The 22,215-nt window shown below is 66.6% G+C and carries 18 protein-coding genes; 9 read left to right on the forward strand and 9 right to left on the reverse strand.

Annotation, left to right across the window (positions count from 1 at the left end; translation table 11 throughout):
* Positions 1 to 28: 28 nt before the first annotated feature.
* The gene (locus tag PTT45_RS16980; RefSeq protein WP_273814821.1) at positions 29 to 1,153 is read right to left on the reverse strand and encodes a methyltransferase; all 1,125 of its coding nucleotides are present in this window, start codon (positions 1,151 to 1,153) and stop codon (positions 29 to 31) included.
* 66 nt (positions 1,154 to 1,219) lie between these two features.
* On the opposite strand from PTT45_RS16980, the gene PTT45_RS16985 reads away from it, so the two are divergent.
* On the forward strand, positions 1,220 to 1,996 hold the full coding sequence (locus tag PTT45_RS16985) for a ferredoxin--NADP reductase (protein WP_273814823.1): 777 nt from the start codon (positions 1,220 to 1,222) through the stop codon (positions 1,994 to 1,996).
* A gap of 246 nt (positions 1,997 to 2,242) precedes the next feature.
* Positions 2,243 to 3,802, forward strand: coding sequence for a TerC family protein (locus tag PTT45_RS16990; RefSeq protein WP_273814824.1), 1,560 nt, complete (start codon positions 2,243 to 2,245; stop codon positions 3,800 to 3,802).
* A 46-nt stretch (positions 3,803 to 3,848) separates the two neighbouring features.
* Here PTT45_RS16990 and mscL read toward each other — a convergent pair whose 3' ends face one another.
* The gene (gene mscL / locus PTT45_RS16995) at positions 3,849 to 4,259 is read right to left on the reverse strand and encodes a large-conductance mechanosensitive channel protein MscL (protein ID WP_273814826.1); all 411 of its coding nucleotides are present in this window, start codon (positions 4,257 to 4,259) and stop codon (positions 3,849 to 3,851) included.
* Between the two features lie 65 nt (positions 4,260 to 4,324).
* Positions 4,325 to 4,570 (reverse strand): YdcH family protein, encoded by a 246-nt coding sequence (locus PTT45_RS17000; protein WP_273814828.1) that lies wholly within the window; start codon positions 4,568 to 4,570, stop codon positions 4,325 to 4,327.
* 127 nt (positions 4,571 to 4,697) lie between these two features.
* Here PTT45_RS17000 and PTT45_RS17005 point away from each other — a divergent pair, with 127 nt between their 5' ends.
* A complete protein-coding gene (locus PTT45_RS17005) occupies positions 4,698 to 4,979 on the forward strand; it encodes a YdcH family protein (RefSeq protein ID WP_273814829.1) in 282 nt (93 codons plus the stop codon).
* 9 nt (positions 4,980 to 4,988) lie between these two features.
* Here PTT45_RS17005 and PTT45_RS17010 read toward each other — a convergent pair whose 3' ends face one another.
* Positions 4,989 to 5,480: a GNAT family N-acetyltransferase gene (locus PTT45_RS17010; RefSeq protein ID WP_273814832.1), complete on the reverse strand. Its 492-nt coding sequence runs from the start codon at positions 5,478 to 5,480 to the stop codon at positions 4,989 to 4,991.
* Positions 5,481 to 5,553: 73 nt separating this feature from the next.
* On the opposite strand from PTT45_RS17010, the gene radA reads away from it, so the two are divergent.
* Both radA and PTT45_RS17020 read left to right on the forward strand, forming a co-directional pair.
* Positions 5,554 to 6,918, forward strand: a complete 1,365-nt coding sequence (radA, locus tag PTT45_RS17015; RefSeq protein WP_273814834.1) for a DNA repair protein RadA — start codon at positions 5,554 to 5,556, stop codon at positions 6,916 to 6,918.
* A 112-nt stretch (positions 6,919 to 7,030) separates the two neighbouring features.
* The gene (locus tag PTT45_RS17020) at positions 7,031 to 7,183 is read left to right on the forward strand and encodes a hypothetical protein (protein ID WP_273814836.1); all 153 of its coding nucleotides are present in this window, start codon (positions 7,031 to 7,033) and stop codon (positions 7,181 to 7,183) included.
* A 44-nt stretch (positions 7,184 to 7,227) separates the two neighbouring features.
* Here the strand turns inward: PTT45_RS17020 and PTT45_RS17025 are convergent, their stop codons facing one another.
* The 3 genes from PTT45_RS17025 to PTT45_RS17035 are packed head-to-tail and all read right to left on the reverse strand — an operon-like array spanning position 7,228 to position 10,952.
* Positions 7,228 to 7,599, reverse strand: a complete 372-nt coding sequence (locus PTT45_RS17025; RefSeq protein WP_273814838.1) for a PilZ domain-containing protein — start codon at positions 7,597 to 7,599, stop codon at positions 7,228 to 7,230.
* Entirely contained in the window at positions 7,592 to 9,784 is a 2,193-nt protein-coding gene (locus tag PTT45_RS17030; RefSeq protein WP_273814840.1) for a hypothetical protein, read from the reverse strand. Before PTT45_RS17030 ends, PTT45_RS17025 begins: the two co-directional genes overlap by 8 nt.
* A complete protein-coding gene (locus tag PTT45_RS17035) occupies positions 9,771 to 10,952 on the reverse strand; it encodes a DUF3142 domain-containing protein (RefSeq protein WP_337961743.1) in 1,182 nt (393 codons plus the stop codon). The genes PTT45_RS17030 and PTT45_RS17035 overlap by 14 nt, the downstream gene beginning before the upstream one ends.
* 154 nt (positions 10,953 to 11,106) lie before the next feature.
* Here PTT45_RS17035 and PTT45_RS17040 point away from each other — a divergent pair, with 154 nt between their 5' ends.
* The 3 genes from PTT45_RS17040 to yjiA all read left to right on the forward strand — a co-directional run bounded on the left by PTT45_RS17040 (position 11,107) and on the right by yjiA (position 14,441).
* Entirely contained in the window at positions 11,107 to 13,173 is a 2,067-nt protein-coding gene (locus PTT45_RS17040; protein WP_273814843.1) for a carbon starvation CstA family protein, read from the forward strand.
* A gap of 1 nt (position 13,174) precedes the next feature.
* Positions 13,175 to 13,378: a YbdD/YjiX family protein gene (locus tag PTT45_RS17045; protein ID WP_043308942.1), complete on the forward strand. Its 204-nt coding sequence runs from the start codon at positions 13,175 to 13,177 to the stop codon at positions 13,376 to 13,378.
* Between the two features lie 88 nt (positions 13,379 to 13,466).
* Positions 13,467 to 14,441: a GTPase gene (gene yjiA / locus PTT45_RS17050; RefSeq protein WP_273814845.1), complete on the forward strand. Its 975-nt coding sequence runs from the start codon at positions 13,467 to 13,469 to the stop codon at positions 14,439 to 14,441.
* Positions 14,442 to 14,517: 76 nt separating this feature from the next.
* Here the strand turns inward: yjiA and glyA are convergent, their stop codons facing one another.
* Together glyA and PTT45_RS17060 are read right to left on the reverse strand one after the other, a co-directional pair.
* A complete protein-coding gene (gene glyA / locus PTT45_RS17055) occupies positions 14,518 to 15,771 on the reverse strand; it encodes a serine hydroxymethyltransferase (protein WP_273814846.1) in 1,254 nt (417 codons plus the stop codon).
* A gap of 181 nt (positions 15,772 to 15,952) precedes the next feature.
* On the reverse strand, positions 15,953 to 20,029 hold the full coding sequence (locus PTT45_RS17060) for a sensor domain-containing protein (protein ID WP_273815264.1): 4,077 nt from the start codon (positions 20,027 to 20,029) through the stop codon (positions 15,953 to 15,955).
* A 359-nt stretch (positions 20,030 to 20,388) separates the two neighbouring features.
* Between PTT45_RS17060 and ettA the strand changes: the two genes are divergently transcribed.
* Positions 20,389 to 22,056 carry an energy-dependent translational throttle protein EttA gene (gene ettA, locus PTT45_RS17065; protein ID WP_273814847.1) on the forward strand — a complete coding sequence of 556 codons (1,668 nt, stop codon included), beginning with the start codon at positions 20,389 to 20,391 and terminating at the stop codon, positions 22,054 to 22,056.
* The last annotated feature ends 159 nt before the right edge of the window (positions 22,057 to 22,215 follow it).

A 22,215-nucleotide genomic window follows, 5' to 3' on the forward strand; every position in this document is an offset into this window, starting at 1 on the left:
GGCGCCCTTTTTCGTTTTCCCGGTTCGTTTACTTGGTGGCCTTGAGCACCACGAACTTGGGATTGGCTGCGACCTGTTCGACGCCGCGGAACAGGCGCTTGAGCTTGGCGTGGTAGCCCAGGTGGCGGTTGCCGACGATCCACAGCTCGCCGCCGGTGACCAGCGCTGCGCGGGCCTGCTGGAACATGCGCCAGGCGAGGAAGTCGCCGACCACCTGCTGCTGGTGGAAGGGCGGGTTGCACAGCACCAGGTCGAGCGAGTCGGCGGGCTGGTCGGCCAGGCCGTCGGCGGCGCGGAAGGTGGCCGGACGCTCGCCGAGCGCCGCGCGCCAGTTTTCCTCGGCCGATTGCACGGCCATGTAGGACTCGTCCACCAGGGTCAGCTCCGCGGCTGGGTTGGCCTGGGCGAAGGCTATGGCCAGCACACCGTTGCCGCAGCCGAGGTCGGCCACCCGTTGCGCCTGCAGGCGTTTGGGCAGGTGCGGCAGGAAGGCGCGGGTGCCGATGTCCAGGCCCTCGCGGCAGAACACGTTGGCGTGGTTGACCAGCTCCAGGGCTGGCTTGTCGAGCCGGTAGCGGGTCGGGTAGGGCGAGGTCGGCGTCGGCCGGGCTTCGACCGTGGTCGTCAGCAGGCGCGCCTTCTTCACCGCCAGCGAGGCCTGCAGCGGGCCGATGTACTGCTCCATCAGCTCCCCCGCAGTGCGCGGCAGGTGCTTGATCATGGCGCCGGCGATCACCCTGGCGCCGGGCGCCAGCTGGCCCTGCAGGCGGATCAGCTGTTCCTCGAGCAGGGCCAGGGTCTTGGGTACGTGCAGCAGCACCAGGTCGAACGGGCCCTGCGCGGTCTCGCTGGCCGGTACGAAGCGCACGCTGTCAGCGGGCAGGCCATTGCGCGCGAGGTTCTTCTGCAGGGCCAGGTGGCCCAGGTGCGAGTCGCCGCTGCTGGTCACCCGGCAATGCGCGGCCAGCGAGCAGGCCAGGGCGCCGAAGCCGTCGTTGAGCAGCAGCACACGGCTGTCCGCCGTCAGGCCCAGTTCGTGGACATGGGCGAGCAGGTACTCGTCGGCGGCGTCGAAGGCCTGCAGCGGCTCGTTGGCCATCTCCGGCTGGCGGATCAGGTCGAGCTGGGCGAAGGGGGTAGCGAGAATAGGCATGAAAACTGTCGGTGTTAGCCGCCGGCGCTTTGCGCCAGACTGCCGGGGTACGAGAAAGGGGAAAGTATGACCGCCAGCGAAGAGAAGTTCACCCGCCAGACGCTCACCGAGGTGCGCGTCTGGTCGCCCAGCCTGTTCAGCCTGGTCTGTACCCGCGATGCCGGTTTCCGTTTCCGCGCCGGGCAGTTCGTCCGCCTGGGCGTGCGCAAGGCCAGCGGCTGCATCGTCTGGCGCGCCTACTCGATCGTCTCGGCGCCGCATGACGACTACCTGGAGTTTTTCTCCATCGTCGTGCCCGGTGGTGAGTTCACCAGCGAGCTGAGCCGTCTGGCGGCCGGCGACGAGCTGCTGGTGGAGAAGCAGGCCACCGGCTTCCTTACCCTCGACCGTTTCCCCGATGGCCGCGACCTGTGGCTGATCGGCACCGGCACCGGCCTCGCGCCGTTCCTCTCGATCCTGCAGGACCTCGAGGCCTGGCAGCGCTACGAGCGCATCCTGCTGGTCTACAGCGCCCGTGACCGTGGCGAGCTGGCCTACCAGGAGCTGATCGCCGAGCTGCCGCAACGCGAGTGGCTGGAGGGTGCGGGGCACAAGCTGCAGTACATCCCGGTGGTGACTCGCGAGCAGGTGCCCGGCGCACTCAACGCTCGGGTCACCACGCTGATCGAAAACGGCGAGCTGGAGCGCGCCGCCGGTCTGGCGCTGAGCCCCGAGCATTCGCGGGTGATGCTCTGCGGCAACCCGCAGATGATCGAAGACACCCGCGCTGTGCTCAAGGCTCGCGACATGCAGCTATCCTTGAGTCGCAGGCCCGGCGCCGTGGCGGTGGAGAACTACTGGTAGAGCGGTTCGCGCCCGGCGTTAAGAATTGGTAACGCTTTGCCGCTTAGGGATTGGCGGCAGCACCGCTAGGATGGCCGTCCCTTTTTCCCTGATGGAACCCATGGACAGCGATTGTTGCCAGCCACCCCCGAGTGGCCTCCCTTCCTTCGACGCCCGCGCGCGTCACTCCCTGATTTCGCCTGAACGATACGCCCAGCGCCACGCCTGCCGTGCCCGCGCTGCGTCTACGCCTGCCCGGAGGAAAGCATGATCTTCGAATGGATGGCCGACCCCACTGCGTGGCTCGGCCTGCTGACGCTGATCGTCCTGGAGATCGTCCTGGGCATCGACAACCTGGTGTTCATCGCGATCCTCGCCGACAAGCTGCCGCCGCACCTGCGTGACCGCGCGCGGCTGATCGGCCTGAGCCTGGCGCTGATCATGCGCCTGGGCCTGCTGGCCAGTATTTCCTGGTTGGTGACCCTGACCGAACCGCTGATCGAGGTGTTCGGCCACAGCTTCTCCGGGCGTGACCTGATCATGCTGTTCGGTGGTGTGTTCCTGCTGTTCAAGGCCACCATGGAGCTGCACGAGCGCCTCGAGGGCCGTACCCATCAGCCGGGCGGCAGCCGCACCTACGCGCTGTTCTGGCCGGTAGTGGCGCAGATCGTCGTGCTTGATGCTGTGTTCTCCCTCGACGCGGTGATCACCGCCGTGGGCATGGTCGAGCACCTGGAAGTGATGATGATCGCCGTGATCATCTCGATCGGCCTGATGATCGTCGCCAGCAAGCCGCTGACCGCCTTCGTCAACGCCCACCCGACAGTGATCATGCTGTGTCTGGGCTTCCTGATGATGATCGGCTTCAGCCTCACCGCCGAAGGCCTGGGCTTCCATATTCCCAAGGGCTACCTGTACGCGGCCATCGGCTTCTCCATCCTCATCGAGGTGGCCAACCAACTGGTGCGACACAAGCGCAAACGGCAGATGCAGAACGGCCGTGGCATGCGTGAGCGTACCGCCCACGCCGTGCTGCGCCTGCTTGGTGGCAAGGTCGAGGCCGACGAGGTGGGCGAGGAGATCGCCGACATGCTCGAGGGCGGCGCCGGCGAGGCCGCGCTGTTCGATCGTCGCGAACGGGTGATGATCCGTGGCGTGCTGGGCCTGGCCGAGCAGCCGATCACCGAGGTGATGACCGGGCGCATGGAGGTCGACCACATCGACCTGGGCCATGCCCCCGAGCAGATTCGCCAGGCCCTGCTGGAGTCGCCGCACTCGCGCCTGCTGGTGATCCGTGATGGCCAGGTGGACGAGCCGCTGGGCTTCGTACACAAGAAGGAGCTGCTCAAGGAACTGCTGGACCAGCGCGAGCCGGACATCGAGGGCCTGCTGCGCCAGCCGCTCAACCTACCGGACAGCTGTGCGGTGCTCGGCGCCCTGGAACAGATGCGCCAGGCCTCGACCCACGTGGCCTTCGTGGTCAACGAGTTCGGTGGCTTCGTCGGTCTGCTGACCCTGACCGACATCCTTGAGGCCATCGCCGGCGAGCTGCCGGACGCCAGCGAGGTGGACGGCCCGGACATCGAGCCGGCGGGCGCCGGCTTCCGCGTCAGCGGTGCGCTCAACCTGACCCTGCTGCGTTCGCGCATCGGTCTACAGGCCCAGGCCACCGAGGACTACCAGACCCTCGCCGGGCTGGTGATGAGCCTGCTCGACCGCCTGCCGGCGGTCGGTGATGAGGTGCAGTTCGCCGGCTGGCGCATGCGCGTGGAAGAGGTGCACGAACGGCGGGTCAACCGCCTGCTGCTCACCCGCGAGCAGCGGTGAAAATGAAAACGGCGCCTGCGGGCGCCGTTTTTCTTTGCGCGGATTCCTAGGGTTTCTGCTGGTTCTTCAGCAGATCGCGGATCTCCGTCAGCAGCACTTCCTCTGCAGTCGGCACCGGCGGTACGGTCGGGGCCTCGGCTTCCTCGCGCTTGAGTTTGTTGATCACCTTGACGCCCATGAAGATGGCGAAGGCGACGATGACGAAGTCGAGCACCGTCTGGATGAACTTGCCGTAGCTCAGCATCACGGCCGGAATGTCGCCTTCGGCGGCCTTGAGGGTGATGGCCAGGTCGGAGAAGTCGACCCCGCCGATCAGCAGGCCGATCGGCGGCATGACCACGTCACCGACGAATGAGCTGACGATCTTGCCGAACGCCGCGCCGATGATGATACCGACGGCCATGTCGACCACGTTGCCCTTGACCGCGAAGGCCTTGAACTCGTTGAGAATACCCATGTTTCACTCCCTGGTTTCTGGTTATGGGCTGGAGTGTACCCCAGCACTGTTGCGCCTGCGGTGTGTCAGCCCCTGGCCTGGCGCAGGCGTGCGGCGATCTGGTCCTTGAGGGTCACCCGCTCGTTCTTCAGGGCATGCAGGGCCTGATCGTCCAGGGCGGCGCGGCCGTCCTCCACTTCATAGATGCGCTTGTCCAGGCTCTCGTAATGCTGCGCCTGCTGGGCGAAGTGCGCGTCGCTGGCGTACAGGGCCTGCAGCTGCTCGCGATACTCGGGGAATTCGCGGGCCAGGGGATGGTGTTCGAGTGGCATAGCGGGTCCTCCTCTTCGTACGTGTCCTGTTCAGCCTAGCCCAGTGGGCGAGGCAGCCTTGACCTCGGTCAATTGGGGCGGTGGCGTGGCTGGTTAAAATCTAACCATCTTTTCAGGAGTCATAACCATGAAGAGCAACGCCCAGATCTTTCCTCAGGAGCTTCCCCGGCTGCGCATGGAGTTGCAGCGTCTACGTCAGAACGACATCCATTTCGCCCGCCTGGTCGAGCAGTTCGATGTGCTCGACGCCCGCATCGAGCGCATCGAGAGTGGCATGGAGCGGCTCGACGAGCTTTCCCTCGGGCGCCTGAAACGCTCTCGTCAGGTCTACCGCGACACCCTGGCCCGGCACTTCCATCGTGCCATCGGGCAGTGCTGTGGCTGTGGCAACGCCTGCGGTTCGCACTAACCGCCGTGCTCAGTGCAGCGGCGGGTTGACCAGGTAGCTGAGCAGTTCGGGCTCGTCATCCAGCCAGACCTGCCGCGAGCCTAGCGGCAGGGTGGCCAGCACGTTGCGCCAGAAGCCTGCTGCCGGCTCATCACCGGCATAGAAACGGACCAGCCAGGTACCGCCATCGTTCATTACCTGTTCTGCCAGGGCGCGGCCGATGCCCAGGCGCCGGTATTTCTTGAGGATGAACAGGTCGGCGAACTCGCGGGCATCGATGCCCGGCAGTTCGCTGCGCTCGATCAGCAGGAAGCCGGCGATGAAGCCATCGGCGAGGATCAGGTTGGCGCTCCACCCCTCATCGCTCCAGTAGCGCGCCAGGTGCGGCTCGTGGATATAGAAGCGGCCGTCGGCCTCGATCTCTTCCTCCTCCCAGTCCGACGACTCGTAGGCGTAGAACTGATAGAGGTTGGCGATCAGCGGTAGCTGGTCGACCGTGGTCGGGACAAGTTCGATCTGCATGGGCGGGCTCGCAAGGGCGACTAGGGGCGGTGCGGACGTTATTATCGCCGTTTTTCAGCGGGCGGAGATTTCCATGGCCAAGGCCAAGCGCATGTATGGCTGCACCGAGTGCGGCTCCACCTTTCCCAAGTGGGCCGGGCAGTGCGGCGAGTGCGGGGCCTGGAATACCCTGACCGAGACCATGCTCGAGGCCGGCGCCGCGACGCCCAGCGGGCGTGGCGGCTGGGCCGGGCAGCAGGCGCAGATCAAGACTCTGGCCGAGGTCAGCGTCGAGGAAGTGCCGCGCTTCTCCACCGTCTCCGGCGAGCTGGACCGCGTCCTCGGTGGCGGCCTGGTGGATGGCTCGGTGGTGCTGATCGGCGGCGATCCCGGCATCGGCAAGTCGACCATCCTGCTGCAGACCCTGTGCAATATCGCCCAGCGCCTGCCGGCCCTGTACGTCACCGGTGAGGAATCCCAGCAGCAGGTGGCCATGCGCGCGCGCCGGCTGGAGCTGCCGCAGGACAAGCTCAAGGTGATGACCGAGACCTGCATCGAATCGATCATCGACGTGGCCCGCCGCGAGCAGCCCAAGGTGATGGTGATCGACTCGATCCAGACCATCTTCACCGAGCAGCTGCAGTCTGCCCCCGGCGGCGTGGCCCAGGTGCGCGAGAGCGCGGCGCTGCTGGTGCGCTTCGCCAAGCAGAGCGGCACGGCGATCTTCCTGGTCGGCCACGTGACCAAGGAGGGCGCCCTGGCCGGCCCGCGCGTGCTCGAGCACATGGTCGACACGGTGCTGTATTTCGAGGGCGAGTCCGACGGCCGCCTGCGCCTGCTGCGCGCGGTGAAGAACCGCTTCGGGGCGGTCAACGAACTGGGTGTGTTCGGCATGACCGACAAGGGCCTCAAGGAAGTCACCAATCCCTCGGCGATCTTCCTCACCCGCGCCCAGGAGGCAGTGCCCGGCAGCGTGGTGATGGCCACCTGGGAAGGCACCCGACCGATGCTGGTGGAGGTGCAGGCGCTGGTCGACACCAGCCATATGGCCAACCCCAAGCGGGTGACCCTGGGCCTGGATCAGAACCGCCTGGCCATGCTGCTGGCCGTGTTGCACCGCCACGGCGGCATTCCCACCTACGACCAGGATGTGTTCCTCAACGTGGTCGGCGGCGTGAAGGTGCTGGAGACCGCCTCCGACCTGGCGCTGATGGCGGCGGTGATTTCCAGCCTGCGCAACAAGCCGTTGCCGCACGACCTGCTGGTGTTCGGCGAGATCGGTCTGTCTGGCGAGATCCGCCCGGTGCCGAGCGGCCAGGAGCGTTTGAAGGAAGCGGCCAAGCACGGCTTCAAGCGCGCCATCGTGCCCAAGGGCAATGCGCCCAAGGAGGCGCCGCCGGGCCTGCAGATCATCGCGGTGACGCGTCTGGAGCAGGCGCTGGACGCTCTGTTCGAGTGACGCCCCTGCGGCGCTCTGCCGCTGCCCGCGACCTGCGGCGCTTGCCGCAGATCAATCATTCGGTAACAGACGAGGAGGAGCATGGGCCCGTGTTCATAACGGAGATGACCCCATGTTCCTGTTCTTCGATTTCTTCGCCAAAACCCTCAGCTACGAGCCGGGGCGGCCACGCGACAGTGCCGAGGGGCGCCGTGAGGCGAGCCTGGGTGCGCGGCGAGTGCAGGAGCGGCGCCGACGCCAGGATGGCGCGCAGCGCCAAATGTAACGAGGGCGCCATAGGCGCCCTTCTGTTATCTGCTGACGGCTCCGTCAGTCCTCGTCGCCGAGGGCCGCGAGCTCACGCTCCAGCAGGCTCTCGTCACCCAGGTTGAGTTCCACCAGGCGGCGCAGGTGGCTGATCGACTCCAGGTCGATATGCCGGCAGACGAAGCCGAGCAGCTCGTCGCGGGTGCGGGTCAGCACCACTTCCATCTGCAGGCGGGTCGCGTCATCCAGGGTCAGGGTGGCGTTGAAGGGCTGGTCGGGGTCGCCGTTCCAGTCACGTGGGCGTTTGACCAGCAGACCTTTCAGCGACACATCGTGCAGCTCAACCGTCCAGCGTCGCTCGCCCTGGACGAGTTCGGTGGCGGCGTCGAAGGCGATGCGCTGGAAGCGCCGACGCTCGGTGGTCGTATCACTCATGACGGTTTTCCTCTGCGGTTTTGTCCACTATAGCCAAGGCACGCCGCCGGCGCTGCCAGTAGATGGCCAGCACGAGTAGTGCCAGCAGGCCCAGCGGCAGCCAGTATTTGAACGGGCGCAGGGTCTGGCGCACGGCCTGTTCGCGGTCCTCCCATAGACGTTGACGGGCGCCGGCGAAGTCTGGTTCCTGGCAGGCGAAGCCAAAGTTGCCCGCCCACTCCACATAGGGGCCTTGCTGCACGTAGCGGCGGTAGTAGCCACGGGCGCCCTCGAGGTCGCGATAGTTGATCCAGCCGCTGGCCTTGCACAGCACGGCGGCGAACGCCTGGCTGCTCGGCGGCAGCAGGTCGGCGGCGCGGTTGGCCAGGTCGGCGGCGACCCAGCGGTAGTGGAAGCGCTTGTTCGGCTGGGCACCGTTGGCGTTGTACAGGGCTGCTTCGGCGGCAGTGAACAGCCCGCCGGCTTGCACGGCTTGCGGGGTGTCCACGCCGAAGTTGCCGCCGGCCCAGGCCTCGTCCGGTGACAGTTCGTAGCCGAGCAGCTCCAGGCCCTGCGTGCGGGCCAGCTTGGCGGCGCGGTAGTAGCCCTCGGCGCGGCTGATGGCGGTCCAGGCGTCCTCGGCCTGCTCGCGGGCCGTGCCATATTCGCGGGCCGCTTGTTGCAGCTCGGCCGCGGCGAAGTAAGGCGCAGCCTCGGCGTAACGACCCTCGCGCAACAGGCGGCGGCCGAGCAGCTCGCGCAGGGAGGTGGCCGGCTGGCGGTTCCAGTAGCCCTGTTCGCTGCCCTCGGCGGGCGGTGGAGCTGCCGCCACCTGGGCATCGACATAACCCTTCAGTTCGTCGCTGCTCAGCACGCGCTCGGCGACCTGGGCGGCGTCCTGCCAGTAGATCTCGCCGCTGCGGTAGAGCTGGTCGAAGGCCTCCAGGTAGTCACCGCGCTCCAGGGCCAGGATGGCCATCTCGCCCTCGATGCGGCAGCGCGGCTTGAGCGTTTCGTAGTCCCAGTTGGCGGTGCGTCGCCAGCCCCAGTCCTCGTCGGCGGGGAAGGCCTGGGCTGCGCGGGCGTAGGCCTGGGTGGCGGCGTTCTTGTCACCGGCCTGCAGCGCCAGCTTGGCGCGCAGCCACCAGGCCAGGCCGCCATCGCCGGCGCGTTCGAGGAAGTTGCGCGTGGCCTGGTAGTCGCCCTGCTGGTAGCTCAGCGCGGCCAGGCGGTCGGCCACTTCGGCCTGGATCGGTGCGCCCTGCAGCAGCCCGAGCAGGCGCTGGCTGGCCTTGCCCTCGGTGTCATAGGCGTCCAGGCGGCTGAACAGCTGGGCGGCCAGTAGTTGCTGGACTTCGTCGCCCGCCAGCAGTGGGCGCAGCTGCTCGTCGTCCAGGCGGGCGAGGCGGCTGCTGAGCTGGCGCAGCGAGCTGTAGCCGGTGGTCGAGCCCTGGCGCGCCTGGCTGGCGTAGAGGCGGATGGCCGTGTTCCAGTCGCCGTCCTCCAGCACCAGGCGCGCTTCCTCGCCGAGGCTGGCGACGCCGAGGTCCAGCGGGTCGGAGTTGCCGGCGACGCTCAGGGCGCGCGCCTGCTGGAAGGCCTGCACGGCCTGCTGGCGCAGATCGTGTTGGCGCTGCAGTGCGGCGGCATCGTCCAGCACTTCTTCTGGTGCGCTGACGGCCAGCTCGGCCAGCGCGCGGCCCAGGGAGTAGGCGGCCCAGGTACCGCGCAGCGGGCGCTCGGCTTCGGCCAGGGCCAGTACGCGGCGGAAGTAGTCGGCGGCCAGGGCCATGTCGTGTTCGGCGAAGGCCACGGCGCCGGCGGTGTACAGGCGCAGCTCGGCCGGTAGCTGGGCGCCTTCGGCCTCGGCCTGACGGGCGTCGGTCAGGGTGCGCAGGTGGCTGATCAGGGCGTAGCGTGCTTCGTCGAACTGCTCCTTCTCCACGCCGATGCGGGCATCCACGTAGCGCTGGCTGTCTTCGTCCCAGTACAGCTCCAGGGTGGCCGGGCCGGCCTTGGCCAGGCCATCGATGTCCGGGCCGATGCGCGAGATCTCGAAGGCGAAGTTGCCCTCCGGCAGCTCGTTCAGCGCGCCGGCGCGGTCGGACAGCAGGCGGTAGGGGAAGTCCGGGCCGCAGGCCTGGGCGGCGCCCAGCGGCAGCAGCATGCCGATGGCGGCGCTGAGCAGGGTTCTAGAAAAGGACATGCATGCCTCCTTGATCGATCTGTTCGCAGCGCGCCCAGCCCAGGGCTCGATGCTCGCCGGCATCCAGCCGACCGTTGTGGCGGCGGACGAAGGTCAGCAGGTCGTCGCTGCGCTCCACCCGGTAGTCACCCAGCCCGTCGGCCGCCGCGCAGGCCCGTGCCGGTAGTTCGATGCGCCTGGGTAGCTGGCTGGCCAGGGTGCCGTTGTTGAACAGTTGCAGCTGGCTGAAGCCATCCTTCTGCTGGCGTTGCAGGCCCAGGGCAGGAGCCAGTGGCTGGCCGCGCACCGTGGCCAGCAGGGTCGGCATCGGCCAGGCGCGGCGGTCGCCGGCCAGCGGCAGGCGGAACCAGATTATCCCGGCCAGATGGCGTGGCGGTGACTGGCGCAGCTCGCCCAGCAACGCGCTGACCTGCTCGGGGTCGGCGCGCAGTTCACGGCGCGGGCCACCCTGGCGCAGTGGCACTTCACTCTCCACCTGGCCGTTCTCGGTGAGGGCGACGCCATAGGCCGGCAGCGCCAGGAGGAAGGGTTTGCCGCTGCGCTGGCCGTAGCGCTCGGCCCAGTCCTGGGCCTGTTCGGGGTCGAACAGGCCGTCCTGCGGGGCGTTCACTGCATGCACCTGCAGCACCGAGCTGTCGACGGCGGCCAGTACTTCTTCCAGCGCCGAGCTGGACAGCCAGGCGGGCAGGGCGGTGATGCTCAGTTGCAGCTCGCTCGGCAACTGGCGGCGCAGCTCGCGCAGCAGCTCGGCATAGGCTGGCAGGCGCGCGCTGGCACAGTCGTGATCGATTTCCAGGCCGCGCAGCGGCAGCCCGGCGGCGCGCCAGTCGGCCAGCAGTCGGGTGATCTGCCGGCCGATCTCGGCGCCGTCCAGCTGCGGCAGCTGGCCGTCGAGGCGGACCACGGCAATCAGTGGGCGGCCATCGCGCCTGAGCAGTTCTGCATCGACCAGGGCGCGGCTCCAGCCGGCCTGCGGATGGGCCTGCAGCGCCAGCACACGCAGCGTGGAGAAGTCGGCACGGCTCTGCGTCAGGGCGTTGGCATGGCTCGGCAGCCACTGGCGCTGCCAGATGTAGAGTTGCTGGTCGAGCGGCGCGTGCTCGTCGCTGCAGGCGGCCAGGCCGGCGAGCAGCAGGACGATCAGGGGGCGGTAAAGGCAATGCAACATGCGGCGTAGCATCCTGGCGGTCGCCGAAAAGAGCGCGAAGTGTAACCGCTGGCGGCGATACAAATTGCGGACTAGACCTAGGTCGAATAATGCAGACGCCATCCAGGGTCTAAGCTTGAGCGGCAGCCTGTCTGTCTTTCCGTTAGGAGTAATCATGAACAATAACAATAGCCTGCTGCGCCACCTGCCCTGGGCAGTGCTGGCAGTGGTGGGTGCCTGTGCCTTGGGTGTCGTGGCGCTGCGCCGCGGCGAAGCCATCAACGCGTTGTGGATAGTGGTGGCGGCCGTCTCCCTCTATCTCGTTGCCTACCGCTACTACAGCCTGTTCATCGCCACCAAGGTGATGCAGCTGGACCCGACCCGCGCTACCCCGGCGCTGCTTAATAACGATGGTCTGGACTATGTGCCGACCAACAAGCACATCCTCTTCGGTCACCACTTCGCCGCCATCGCCGGCGCCGGCCCGCTGGTCGGCCCGGTGCTCGCCGCGCAGATGGGCTACCTGCCCGGCACGCTCTGGCTGATCGCCGGCGTGGTGCTGGCCGGTGCGGTGCAGGACTTCATGGTCCTGTTCATCTCCACCCGTCGTAATGGCCGCTCGCTGGGCGAGCTGGTGCGCGAGGAGATGGGCCAGATACCGGGCACCATCGCCCTGTTCGGCGCCTTCCTGATCATGATCATCATCCTCGCGGTGCTCTCGCTGATCGTGGTCAAGGCCCTGGCCGAAAGCCCGTGGGGCATGTTCACGGTGATGGCGACCATCCCCATCGCGGTGTTCATGGGCGTGTACATGCGCTACATCCGCCCGGGGCGCATCGGTGAAATCTCGGTGATCGGCGTGATCCTGCTGCTGGCCTCGATCTGGGCTGGCGGCCAGGTAGCCGCGGACCCGACCTGGGGCCCGGCCTTCACCTTCACCGGCGTGCAGATCACCTGGATGCTGATCGGCTATGGCTTCGTTGCCGCCGTGCTGCCGGTGTGGCTGATCCTCGCCCCGCGTGACTACCTGTCGACCTTCCTCAAGATCGGCACCATCATCGCCCTGGCCATCGGCATTCTGGTGGTCATGCCCGAGCTGAAGATGCCGGCGCTGACCCAGTTCACCGACGGCACCGGCCCGGTGTGGAAGGGCACCCTGTTCCCGTTCCTGTTCATCACCATCGCCTGCGGCGCGGTGTCCGGCTTCCATGCGCTGATCAGCTCGGGCACCACGCCCAAGCTGCTGGCCAACGAGTCGCATGCCCGCTACATCGGCTACGGCGGCATGCTGATGGAATCGTTCGTCGCCATCATGGCCATGGTCGCCGCCTCGGTGATCGAGCCGGGCGTGTACTTCGCCATGAACAGCCCGGCTGCCGTGGTCGGCTCCGATGCCGCCGCCGTGGCCGCCACCGTCAGCAGCTGGGGCTTCGCCATCACGCCTGACGCGCTGGAAGCCGTGGCCAAGGACATCGGCGAGCACACCATCTTGGCCCGTGCCGGCGGTGCGCCGACGCTCGCCGTGGGTATCGCGCAGATCCTCCACAGCGTGCTGCCGGGCGAGAACACCATGGCGTTCTGGTACCACTTCGCCATTCTGTTCGAAGCCCTGTTCATCCTCACCGCGGTGGATGCCGGTACCCGTGCCGGTCGCTTCATGCTGCAGGACCTGCTCGGCAACTTCGTGCCGGCCCTGAAGAAAACCGAATCCTGGGGCGCCAACGTGATCGCCACCGCCGGCTGCGTGGCGATGTGGGGCTGGCTGCTGTATCAGGGCGTGGTCGATCCGCTGGGCGGCATCAATACCCTGTGGCCGCTGTTCGGCATCTCCAACCAGATGCTCGCCGGCATCGCTCTGATGCTCGGCAGCGTGGTGCTGATCAAGATGAAGCGTCAGCGCTACGTCTGGGTCACCCTGGTACCGGCCTGCTGGCTGCTGATCTGCACCACCACCGCCGGCCTGATCAAGCTGCTCGATCCGAACCCGGCCGTCGGCTTCCTTGCCCTGGCCAAGAAGTACAGCGATGCGCTGGACGCCGGTCAGGTCCTGGCCCCGGCCAAGGACATCGGCCAGATGCAGCACGTGATCTTCAACGCCTACACCAACTCGGTGCTGACGGTGCTGTTCCTGTTCGTGGTGCTCAGCGTGCTGTTCTACGCAATCAAGGTCGGCCGCGCCGCCTGGATCAAGCCGGAGCGCACGGACAAGGAAACCCCGTTCCAGCCGATTCCGGATGCCTGATATGTTCAACGACCTGAGTCGCATGGGTAAGTACCTCGGGCAGGCCGCCCGCATGCTGGTAGGCATGCCCGACTACGACAACTATGTGGAGCACATGGCCAAGAAGCATCCGGATAAGCCGGTGATGAGCTACGAGGCGTTCTTCCGCGAACGCCAGGAAGCTCGTTACGGCGGAGGGAAAGGACGCCCCATCCGCTGCTGCTGAACCCGGTAAGCTACTGCGCTTATCGAGGCAGGTTGTTGTTACCCACGCGCCACGCCTAGTCGTGGCGCGTGTCATTTTGGAGATCGCGATGTATCCCGAACCCATTCCCGTCACCGTGCTCACCGGCTTCCTCGGTGCCGGCAAGACCACCCTGCTGCGCCACATGCTGCAGGCCGAGCACGGCCTCAAGCTGGCGGTCATCGAGAACGAATTCAGCGACACGCCGATCGACGGCCAGCTGCTCGGCGACAAGCCGGTCGAGCTGCTGACCCTGGCCAATGGCTGCGTCTGCTGCTCGATCCATGTCGAGCTGGAAAAGGCCCTGTACCTGTTGCTCGACAAGCTGGATGCCGGCGAACTGGCCTTCGACCGTCTGGTGATCGAGTGCACTGGCCTGGCCGACCCCGCGCCGGTGGCGCAGACCTTCTTCGCCGACGAGGAGCTGGCTCAGCGCTACGTGCTCGACGGCATCGTCACCCTGGTCGATGCGGTGAACGCCGAACGTCACCTGCAGGAGGCCATCGCCCAGGCCCAGGTCGGGTTCGCCGACCGCATCCTGCTGAGCAAGACCGACCTGGCCAGTGCCGAACAGGTCGAGGCGCTGAGCGCGCGCCTGGCGCGGATCAACCGTCGTGCGCCGCTGCGGGTGGTCGAGCACGGTCGCATCGACCTGGCCGAGCTGCTGGATATCCGCGGCTTCAACCTCAATGCCGATGTCTCTCCCGCACCGCTGCTGCGCCCGCTGGCGCCGGTCGGCCAGTCGACGGACCGCATTCGCACGCTGGTGCTGCACAGCGACCAGTCGCTGGATATGGAGCGCCTGAGCGCCTACATGGAAGACCTGCTCGAGCGCCACGGCAACGCGCTGCTGCGCTACAAAGGCGTGCTCAGCGTGGCCGGCGACGAACGCCGCCTGGTGTTCCAGGGTGTGCTGCGCCTGTACGGCTTCGACTGGGACGAGCCCTGGGCAGCAGGAGAGGCGCGCGAGAGCGTGCTGGTGTTCATCGGCGACGACCTGCCGGAAGGCGAGATTCGCGCCGGTTTCGCTGCCCTCCAGGCCTGAAAGAGTGAGCGGGCGTCGAACGGCGCGCACAAAAAAGCCCGGCGTGTGCCGGGCTTTTTCATTGCAGCGCTGACGCTTACTTGCCGTATACCGGCAGCTTGGCGCAGACGGCCTTGACCTTCTCGCGTACTGCGTCGACCACGGACTCGTCGCCCATGTTCTGCAGGATGTCGCAGATCCAGCCAGCCAGTTCCTTGCACTCGGTTTCCTGGAAGCCACGAGTGGTGACGGCCGGGGTACCGATGCGCAGACCGGAGGTAACGAACGGCGAACGCGGGTCGTTCGGCACGCTGTTCTTGTTCACGGTGATGAAGGCACGACCCAGGGCGGCGTCGGCGTCCTTACCGGTGATGTCCTGTTTGATCAGGGAGAGCAGGAACAGGTGGTTCTGGGTGCCGCCGGAGACGACATCGAAACCGCGCTCGATGAATACGCTGGCCATGGCCTGGGCGTTCTTCACGACCTGCTGCTGGTAGGCCTTGAACTCGGGCTGCAGGGCTTCCTTGAAGCAGATGGCCTTGGCGGCGATCACGTGCTCCAGCGGGCCACCCTGGGCGCCCGGGAAGACGGCGGAGTTCAGCTTCTTCTCGATCTCTTCGTTCTTGCGAGCGAGGATCAGGCCGCCGCGCGGGCCGCGCAGGGTCTTGTGGGTGGTGGTGGTGACCACGTCGGCGAACGGTACCGGGTTCGGGTACACGCCAGCGGCAACCAGACCGGCCACGTGGGCCATGTCGACGAACAGGTAGGCACCGACCTTGTCGGCGATGGCGCGGAAGCGGGCGAAGTCCAGGACCTGCGAGTAGGCAGAGAAGCCGGCAACGATCATCTTCGGCTTGTGCTCGACGGCCAGGCGCTCGACTTCGTCGTAGTCGATCAGGCCGGCGTCGGTGATGCCGTACTGCACGGCGTTGTACAGCTTGCCGGAGGAGGAGACGGAGGCACCGTGGGTCAGGTGACCGCCGTGGGCCAGGCTCATGCCGAGGATGGTGTCACCGGCGCTCAGCAGGGCCAGGTAGACAGCAGCGTTGGCCTGGGAACCGGCGTGCGGCTGGACGTTGGCGTAGTCGGCGCCGAACAGTTCCTTGGCGCGGTCGATGGCCAGCTGCTCGACGATATCGACGTACTCGCAGCCACCGTAGTAGCGCTTGCCCGGATAGCCTTCGGCGTATTTGTTGGTCAGCACGCTGCCCTGGGCTTCCATCACCGCCGGGCTGGTGTAGTTCTCGGAGGCGATCAGCTCGATGTGATGCTCCTGGCGCTGGGCTTCTTGCTCCATGGCGGCAAAGAGTTCGGCATCGTAGCGGGCAATGGTCAAATCACGGCTGAACATGGTGGTCACCTGATCTATCAGCGGGCGGTAGTAAGAGTCTGTCTGACGACCCATGGCCGACGAGCGGCGGATCGTAAACAGGTTCTAAGGAAGGCGCGCATTCTACCCGATGTCCTACCGCCTGGCACATGAAAGGCGGTCAAGTGGCGGACAAGCGGGCCTCAAGCAGCCCGCGGCCGGTCTAGCTCAGGACGAACAGGGCGTTGCCGCCGAACTGGGCCTCGAACTGCTCGGCCGGCATCGGCTTGCCGAACAGGTAGCCCTGCACCTCGTCGCAGCCGTGTTCGCGCAGGAAATCAAGCTGCTCCTGGGTCTCCACGCCCTCGGCGATCACCGCCAGGTTCAGGCTGTGGGCCATGGCGATGATGGCGCGGGCGATCTGCGAGTCCTGCTCACCACCGGGCACGCCGTCGACGAAGCTGCGGTCGATCTTCAGCACGTCGATGGGGAACTGCTTGAGGTAGTTGAGCGAGCTATAGCCGGTGCCGAAGTCGTCCACTGCGATGCACAGACCGAGCTTCTTCAGGCTGGCCAGCATCTGCAGGGTCTCGCCGATGTCGCGCATCAGGATCGACTCGGTCAGCTCCAGCTCCAGGCAGGCTGGCGGCAGCCCGCTGTCGCTGAGGATGCGCGAGATGCGCATGCCCAGCTGGCCGTCGCCGAACTGGCGGGCGGACAGGTTGACCGAGACCTTGGGCACGCGCACTTTGGCCTCGTGCCAGGCCTTGAGCTGGCGGCAGGCCTCGCCGATCACCCAGTCGCCGACCTGGACGATCAGGCCCAGCTCTTCGAGTACCGGGATGAATTCGTAGGGCGCCACCAGGCCGCGACGTGGGTGGTTCCAGCGCAGCAGCGCCTCGACCCCGGTCAGGCGCTTGCCGTCGCTGGCCAGTTGCGGCTGGTAATAGAGAGCGAACTGTCCCTGCTCCAGGGCGTGGCGCAGGTCGCTTTCCAGCTCCAGGCGCTGCAGGGCGGTGGCGTTCATCTCCGCCTGGTAGAACTGGAAGTTGTTCTTGCCGCGTTCCTTGGCGTGGTACATCGCCGTGTCGGCGTTCTTCATCAGTTGGCTCAGCTCGTTGCCGTCCTGCGGCGCCAGGGCGATGCCGATGGAGGCGGTGACGAAGAACTCGCGGCCCTGCAGCACGAATGGCTGGGCCAGGCTGGCGAGGATCTGCTCGGCCACGTGGATGGCGCGGTTCAGTGCGCCGGCGCGGGTGTTGCGCGGTTGCAGCAGCAGGGTGAACTCGTCGCCGCCCATGCGCGCCACGGTATCGTCCTCGGCGACGCAGGCAGCCAGGCGCACGGCCACGTCCTTGAGCATGCGGTCGCCGGCGGCGTGGCCGAGGGAGTCGTTGATCGGCTTGAAGCGGTCGAGGTCGAGGAACATCAGCACCACCCATTCCTCATGCCGTTCGGCGTGCTGCAGGGCGGTGTGCAGGCGATCCTGGAACAGGGTGCGGTTGGGCAGCAGGGTCAGGGCGTCGTAGTAGGCCAGGCGGTGGATGCGTTGCTCGCTGGCCTTGCGCTCGCTGATGTCGTTGAAGAAGCACACGTAGCTGGACAGGTCGCCGTCGTCGTCGTGCACGGCGGTGATGCCGACCCAGGCCGGGAACTGGTCGCCACCCTTGCGCTTGAGCCACAGCTCGCCCTCCCAGCTGCCGTGCTGGTTGAGCTGGTTGACGATGTAGTTGAGCTGGGCGGCCTGCTGGCGGTCGGCGGTGAGCATGCCGGGCATCTGGTCGAGCACTTCCTTGCTCGCATAGCCGGTGATGCGCTGGAAGGTCTCGTTGATGCGCACGATATAGCCGGCCGGGTCGGTCACCAGGATGGCTGCGGTGGAGTGCTCGAATACCGTGGCGGCCATGCGCAGGTCGCGTTCGGCGCGGCGCTGCTGGGTGATGTCGCGGCCGATGCCGAGCACGCCCTCGAAGTGCTCCTGCTCGTCCCACATCAGCGACAGGCGCATTTCCACGGTGATCTTGCGCCCGTCGGCGCGCAGGCAGTCGACGACGAAGGGCTTGCCCGCCAGGCGCTCCTGCAGGCCCAGCAGCTTGTCGTGGTCGGCGAGCGAGCTGCGCAGCTCGGCCATCAGCTGCAGCACGCCGTTCAGCTGCCGCGAGTTGCTGACCGCGCTGAGCACGCCGTGCTCCAGGAACCACTCGGGGCTGTAGCCGAAGAAGGTCTCGGCCGACGGGCTGACGTAGTTGAGCTGCATCTCGCTGTTGCTCGACAGGATCAGGTCGCTGATGCCCTCGGCCAGCATCCGGTAGCGCCGCTCGCTGTCGCGCAGGCTGGCCTGGGCGGCGATCTCGCCGGTGATGTCCTTGGCCACGCCGATCAGGCGGCTGACTCGGCCGTGGCGGTCACGGTTCAGCGCATGCTCGCGCACATCGAACCAGTGCCAGCTGCCGTTGCGATGGCGCCAGCGCAGCTGGAACTGCAGCAGCTGGCCTTCGCCGACCACCTTCTGCAGGTTGCGCATGCGCTGGTACAGCTCGACGTCGTCCGGGTGGAGGATCTTCTCCCACAGGCGGTCGCCGAGGCGGAACATCTCTTCCTTGCTGTAGCCCAGGTCCGGGCCCAGGCGGTTGTTGCTGAACATCACCCGCATGGTGCTCATGTCGTGCACGTAGAGGGTATCCGGCACGGCGCGCAGCACATCGGACCAGAAGCGTTCGCGCTCCACCAGCGACAGCTCCACGCGCTTGCGGCTGGTTATGTCGTGCACGCTGAGGGTCACCGCATGCAGCTCTTCGCGGCTCTGCGGGAACTGCAGGTTGAGCCACAGGTAGCGCTCATGGCCCTGCGGCGTGTGCATGCGGCTCTCGACCATCATGTCGTGGTCGCCATCGAGCAGGGCGCTGACCAGCGCATGGCGGGCGCCGCCCTGGCGCAGCGGCGCCGAGCCGATCAGGTGTTCCCAGAGGTGTTGCGGGCCATCCACGCCGAGCAGCTGCAGGGCGACCTTGTTCACTTCGCTGATGCGGATGCAGCGCAGCAGCGCGGCATTGCGCGCCTCGTCCTCGGCCAGCCAGGGCAGCAGCTGGCTGCTGTGCTGCAGGTCCTGGGACTCGAGGAAGCCCTTGAGTTCGGAGAGATCGAGTACGCAGAGGGCCACGCCGCTGCCCTCGAAAATGTCCTGGTAGCGCCGGCGGGTGTCCTGCAGCACGCGCAGGGCCTGGTGCTGCTCGGTGACGTCGCGCAGGACCCAGGCGCGGCTCGGCTCGGGGTTGTCGGTGTAGAGCGCGTGGCAGGTGACGTCGAACAGGCGGCGTTCGCCGTCCAGCAGCACCTCGACCGGTTCGGTCTGTTCGTGGAAGGCGCTCTCCAGCCAGGGCGCCAGGGCCGGCAACAGCTCCAGCACATGCATCTCGCTGGCGGTGGCTAGGTCCAGGCCGAACATGCGCTCGGCGCGGGGGTTGAGGTAGCTGATATGGCCGTCCGGCTGGGTGACCAGGACTCGCTCGTCGATCGCGCCCAGGGCGCCGATGGCGTCCTCCATCGAGCGCCGCGACAGGGCGTGGTAGGCGCGCAGGCGGCTCTGTTCGCGCAGCAGGCCGAACAGGGCGAGCAGGGCCAGCGCGCCACAGAGGATGAACAGCAGCAGCTTGCTGGCCTGGCGCGGCAGCATCTCGGCGCGTAGGGCCGCAGCATCGAACAGTGGCACCAGCTGCCAGTCGCTCCGCGCCAGTGGCAGGGCGGCGATGCCGTTGGCCAGCTCGCTGGTGCCGAAGCCCGCGGCGCTGTCGTCGCGCGGTTGGCGCAGCAGCACCTGTTTGCTGCGCGCATCCTGCAGCATCCAGGGCAGTTGCTTGGACTGCGACGGCAGCCAGTTGTACAGCGCCTCGCTGGTCAGACGCAGACGCCAGCCGCCGCTGCCATCGGGGCGCGGCAGGTCGAGCTGGATCAGCTTGTCGGCCAGGAAGAAGTGGTAGGGACGATCGGTGGTGAACGGCGTGCTGTCTTGTATGTCGGGCCGGCTGTCGCTCAGCTCGCGGCCATTGGCATCGAACCAGGCCAGGCTGTGCAGGGCCGGGAAGACGCCACGCAGGTGCATCAGCATCTCCCGCTGGGCGATGGCGTCCAGCGGTTGCGGGGCATTGCTGGCGAGAAAGGCCTGTCCGGCCTCGGCCTTCATGCGCATGGCCAGGCTCAGGTAGTCGCTGAGCTGGCTGGCGTGGTCCAGGTGGCGCTGGCGTTCGTTCTGTTCCTGGTTGCTCACCTCCTGCTGCAGCTGCCACAGCAGCAGACCGAGCATCAGCGCTACCAGCAGCGCCAGGATGCCTTTCAGCGAGCCGCGCGCTGACCTGACGAGCGGGTCGTTGCTGGCGGGGGAGGAGGAGCGCGATAGGGGCAAGCGTTTAACCCTGCTGATAAGGCTGCCGAAGGAGGCAAGGAGCGGGCGGAACAATCAAATAGCATGCCCGGAAAAGCGGCAGAGTGCCATTACTGTCCATCGCCCGGTTTGCCCCGCAGGGTGCATTCCGGTAGCTTTGCCGCACACGCGTGGGCGCGCGGAGCTATCATGCTCCCTTGCCCAGAGTTTAGCCCCGCCGCACAGGTTGGCGGCACGCTTCCCTCTTCATATCCCCCAGCTATAAAGCACCAAGGTCATCCATGGCTCAATACGTCTACACCATGCATCGGCTCGGCAAGGTCGTGCCGCCGAAGCGGGAAATCCTCAAGAACATCTCCCTGTCGTTCTTCCCGGGCGCCAAGATCGGCGTGCTCGGCCTGAACGGTGCCGGTAAATCGACCCTGCTGCGCATCATGGCCGGCGTCGACACCGAGTTCGACGGCGAAGCACGCGCCATGCCCGGCATCAACGTCGGCTACCTGCCGCAGGAGCCGCAGCTCGACGCCAGCAAGAGCGTGCGCGAGATCGTCGAGGAGGCCGTAGGCCAGATCAAGCAGGCCCAGGCCCGCCTGGACGAGGTGTACGCCGCCTACGCCGAGCCGGACGCCGACTTCGACGCCCTGGCCGCCGAGCAGGCCAAGCTGGAAGCCATCCTGCAGGCCAGCGATGGCCACAACCTGGAGCGCCAGCTGGAAGTCGCCGCTGACGCCCTGCGCCTGCCAGCCTGGGATGCGCGCATCGAGCACCTGTCCGGTGGCGAGAAGCGCCGCGTGGCGCTGTGCCGCCTGCTGCTGTCGGCCCCCGACATGCTGCTGCTGGACGAACCGACCAACCACCTGGACGCCGACTCGGTGGCCTGGCTGGAGCACTTCCTGCACGACTTCCCGGGCACCGTGGTGGCGATCACCCACGACCGTTACTTCCTCGACAACGTCGCCGGCTGGATCCTCGAACTCGACCGCGGCGCCGGCATCCCGTACGAAGGCAACTACTCCGGCTGGCTGGAGGCCAAGTCCGACCGTCTGGCCCAGGAGTCCAAGCAGCAGTCGGCCCACGAGAAGGCCATGAAGGACGAGCTGGAGTGGGTGCGCAAAGGCGCCAAGGCCCGCCAGTCCAAGTCCAAGGCCCGTCTGCAGCGTTTCGAAGAAATGCAGTCGCAGGAGTTCCAGAAGCGCGCTGAGACCAACGAGATCTACATCCCGGCTGGTCCGCGCCTGGGCGACAAGGTCATCGACTTCGTCAACGTCACCAAGGGCTACGGCGACCGCGTGCTGATCGACAACCTGTCGTTCAGCATCCCGAAAGGCGCCATCGTCGGCGTGATCGGCGGTAACGGCGCCGGTAAGTCGACCCTGTTCCGCATGCTGATGGGCAAGGAAACCCCGGATTCCGGCAGCATCGAGCTGGGCGATACCGTGCAGCTGGCCTGCGTCGACCAGAGCCGCGACGACCTGGACGGCAGCAAGACCGTGTGGGAAGCCGTGTCCGACGGCTTCGACATGATCAAGATTGGCAACTACGAAGTTCCGTCGCGCGGCTACGTCGGGCGCTTCAACTTCAAGGGCGGCGACCAGCAGAAGTTCGTCAAGGACCTCTCCGGTGGTGAGCGCGGCCGTCTGCATCTGGCCCTGACCCTGAAGCAGGGCGCCAACGTGCTGCTGCTCGACGAACCGTCCAACGACCTCGACGTGGAAACCCTGCGTTCGCTGGAAGAGGCGCTGCTCGACTTCCCTGGCGCCGCCATCGTGATCTCTCACGATCGTTGGTTCCTGGACCGCGTGGCCACCCACATCCTGGCGTACGAGGATGACTCGCACATCGAGTTCTTCGAGGGCAACTACACCGAGTACGAAGCCGATCGCAAGAAACGCCTGGGCGATGCCGCTGCGCAGCCGCATCGCGTGCGCTACAAGAAGCTGGCCCAATGACCGCGTGATGCGCTGAGTTGGTGCAAAAAAGAATGGGGCTTCGGCCCCATTTTTTATGGGTTAAGCCCTTGGATTTATGATTTTGCACCAAAAAGTTTCATAAAGGCGTCATTTTGTTCTTTATTGGTGCAATTTCGATTGTTAGAGTCTCGCCCCCTG

This window comes from Pseudomonas sp. Gutcm_11s (assembly GCF_028649395.1).
GTDB lineage: Bacteria > Pseudomonadota > Gammaproteobacteria > Pseudomonadales > Pseudomonadaceae > Aquipseudomonas.

What these genes read in the sequence shown, in the direction of transcription:
- mscL (WP_273814826.1), bottom strand. Translation starts at nt 4,259, where the DNA reads ATGGGTATTCTCAACGAGTTCAAGGCCTTCGCGGTCAAGGGCAACGTG.
- PTT45_RS17040 (WP_273814843.1), top strand. Translation starts at nt 11,107, where the DNA reads ATGAACAATAACAATAGCCTGCTGCGCCACCTGCCCTGGGCAGTGCTG.
- PTT45_RS17035 (WP_337961743.1), bottom strand. Translation starts at nt 10,952, where the DNA reads ATGTTGCATTGCCTTTACCGCCCCCTGATCGTCCTGCTGCTCGCCGGC.
- PTT45_RS16985 (WP_273814823.1), top strand. Translation starts at nt 1,220, where the DNA reads ATGACCGCCAGCGAAGAGAAGTTCACCCGCCAGACGCTCACCGAGGTG.
- PTT45_RS16980 (WP_273814821.1), bottom strand. Translation starts at nt 1,153, where the DNA reads ATGCCTATTCTCGCTACCCCCTTCGCCCAGCTCGACCTGATCCGCCAG.
- ettA (WP_273814847.1), top strand. Translation starts at nt 20,389, where the DNA reads ATGGCTCAATACGTCTACACCATGCATCGGCTCGGCAAGGTCGTGCCG.
- PTT45_RS17000 (WP_273814828.1), bottom strand. Translation starts at nt 4,570, where the DNA reads ATGCCACTCGAACACCATCCCCTGGCCCGCGAATTCCCCGAGTATCGC.
- PTT45_RS17025 (WP_273814838.1), bottom strand. Translation starts at nt 7,599, where the DNA reads ATGAGTGATACGACCACCGAGCGTCGGCGCTTCCAGCGCATCGCCTTC.
- PTT45_RS17060 (WP_273815264.1), bottom strand. Translation starts at nt 20,029, where the DNA reads ATGCTCGGTCTGCTGCTGTGGCAGCTGCAGCAGGAGGTGAGCAACCAG.
- PTT45_RS17010 (WP_273814832.1), bottom strand. Translation starts at nt 5,480, where the DNA reads ATGCAGATCGAACTTGTCCCGACCACGGTCGACCAGCTACCGCTGATC.
- PTT45_RS16990 (WP_273814824.1), top strand. Translation starts at nt 2,243, where the DNA reads ATGATCTTCGAATGGATGGCCGACCCCACTGCGTGGCTCGGCCTGCTG.
- PTT45_RS17030 (WP_273814840.1), bottom strand. Translation starts at nt 9,784, where the DNA reads ATGTCCTTTTCTAGAACCCTGCTCAGCGCCGCCATCGGCATGCTGCTG.
- PTT45_RS17005 (WP_273814829.1), top strand. Translation starts at nt 4,698, where the DNA reads ATGAAGAGCAACGCCCAGATCTTTCCTCAGGAGCTTCCCCGGCTGCGC.
- glyA (WP_273814846.1), bottom strand. Translation starts at nt 15,771, where the DNA reads ATGTTCAGCCGTGATTTGACCATTGCCCGCTACGATGCCGAACTCTTT.
- radA (WP_273814834.1), top strand. Translation starts at nt 5,554, where the DNA reads ATGGCCAAGGCCAAGCGCATGTATGGCTGCACCGAGTGCGGCTCCACC.
- PTT45_RS17045 (WP_043308942.1), top strand. Translation starts at nt 13,175, where the DNA reads ATGTTCAACGACCTGAGTCGCATGGGTAAGTACCTCGGGCAGGCCGCC.
- PTT45_RS17020 (WP_273814836.1), top strand. Translation starts at nt 7,031, where the DNA reads ATGTTCCTGTTCTTCGATTTCTTCGCCAAAACCCTCAGCTACGAGCCG.
- yjiA (WP_273814845.1), top strand. Translation starts at nt 13,467, where the DNA reads ATGTATCCCGAACCCATTCCCGTCACCGTGCTCACCGGCTTCCTCGGT.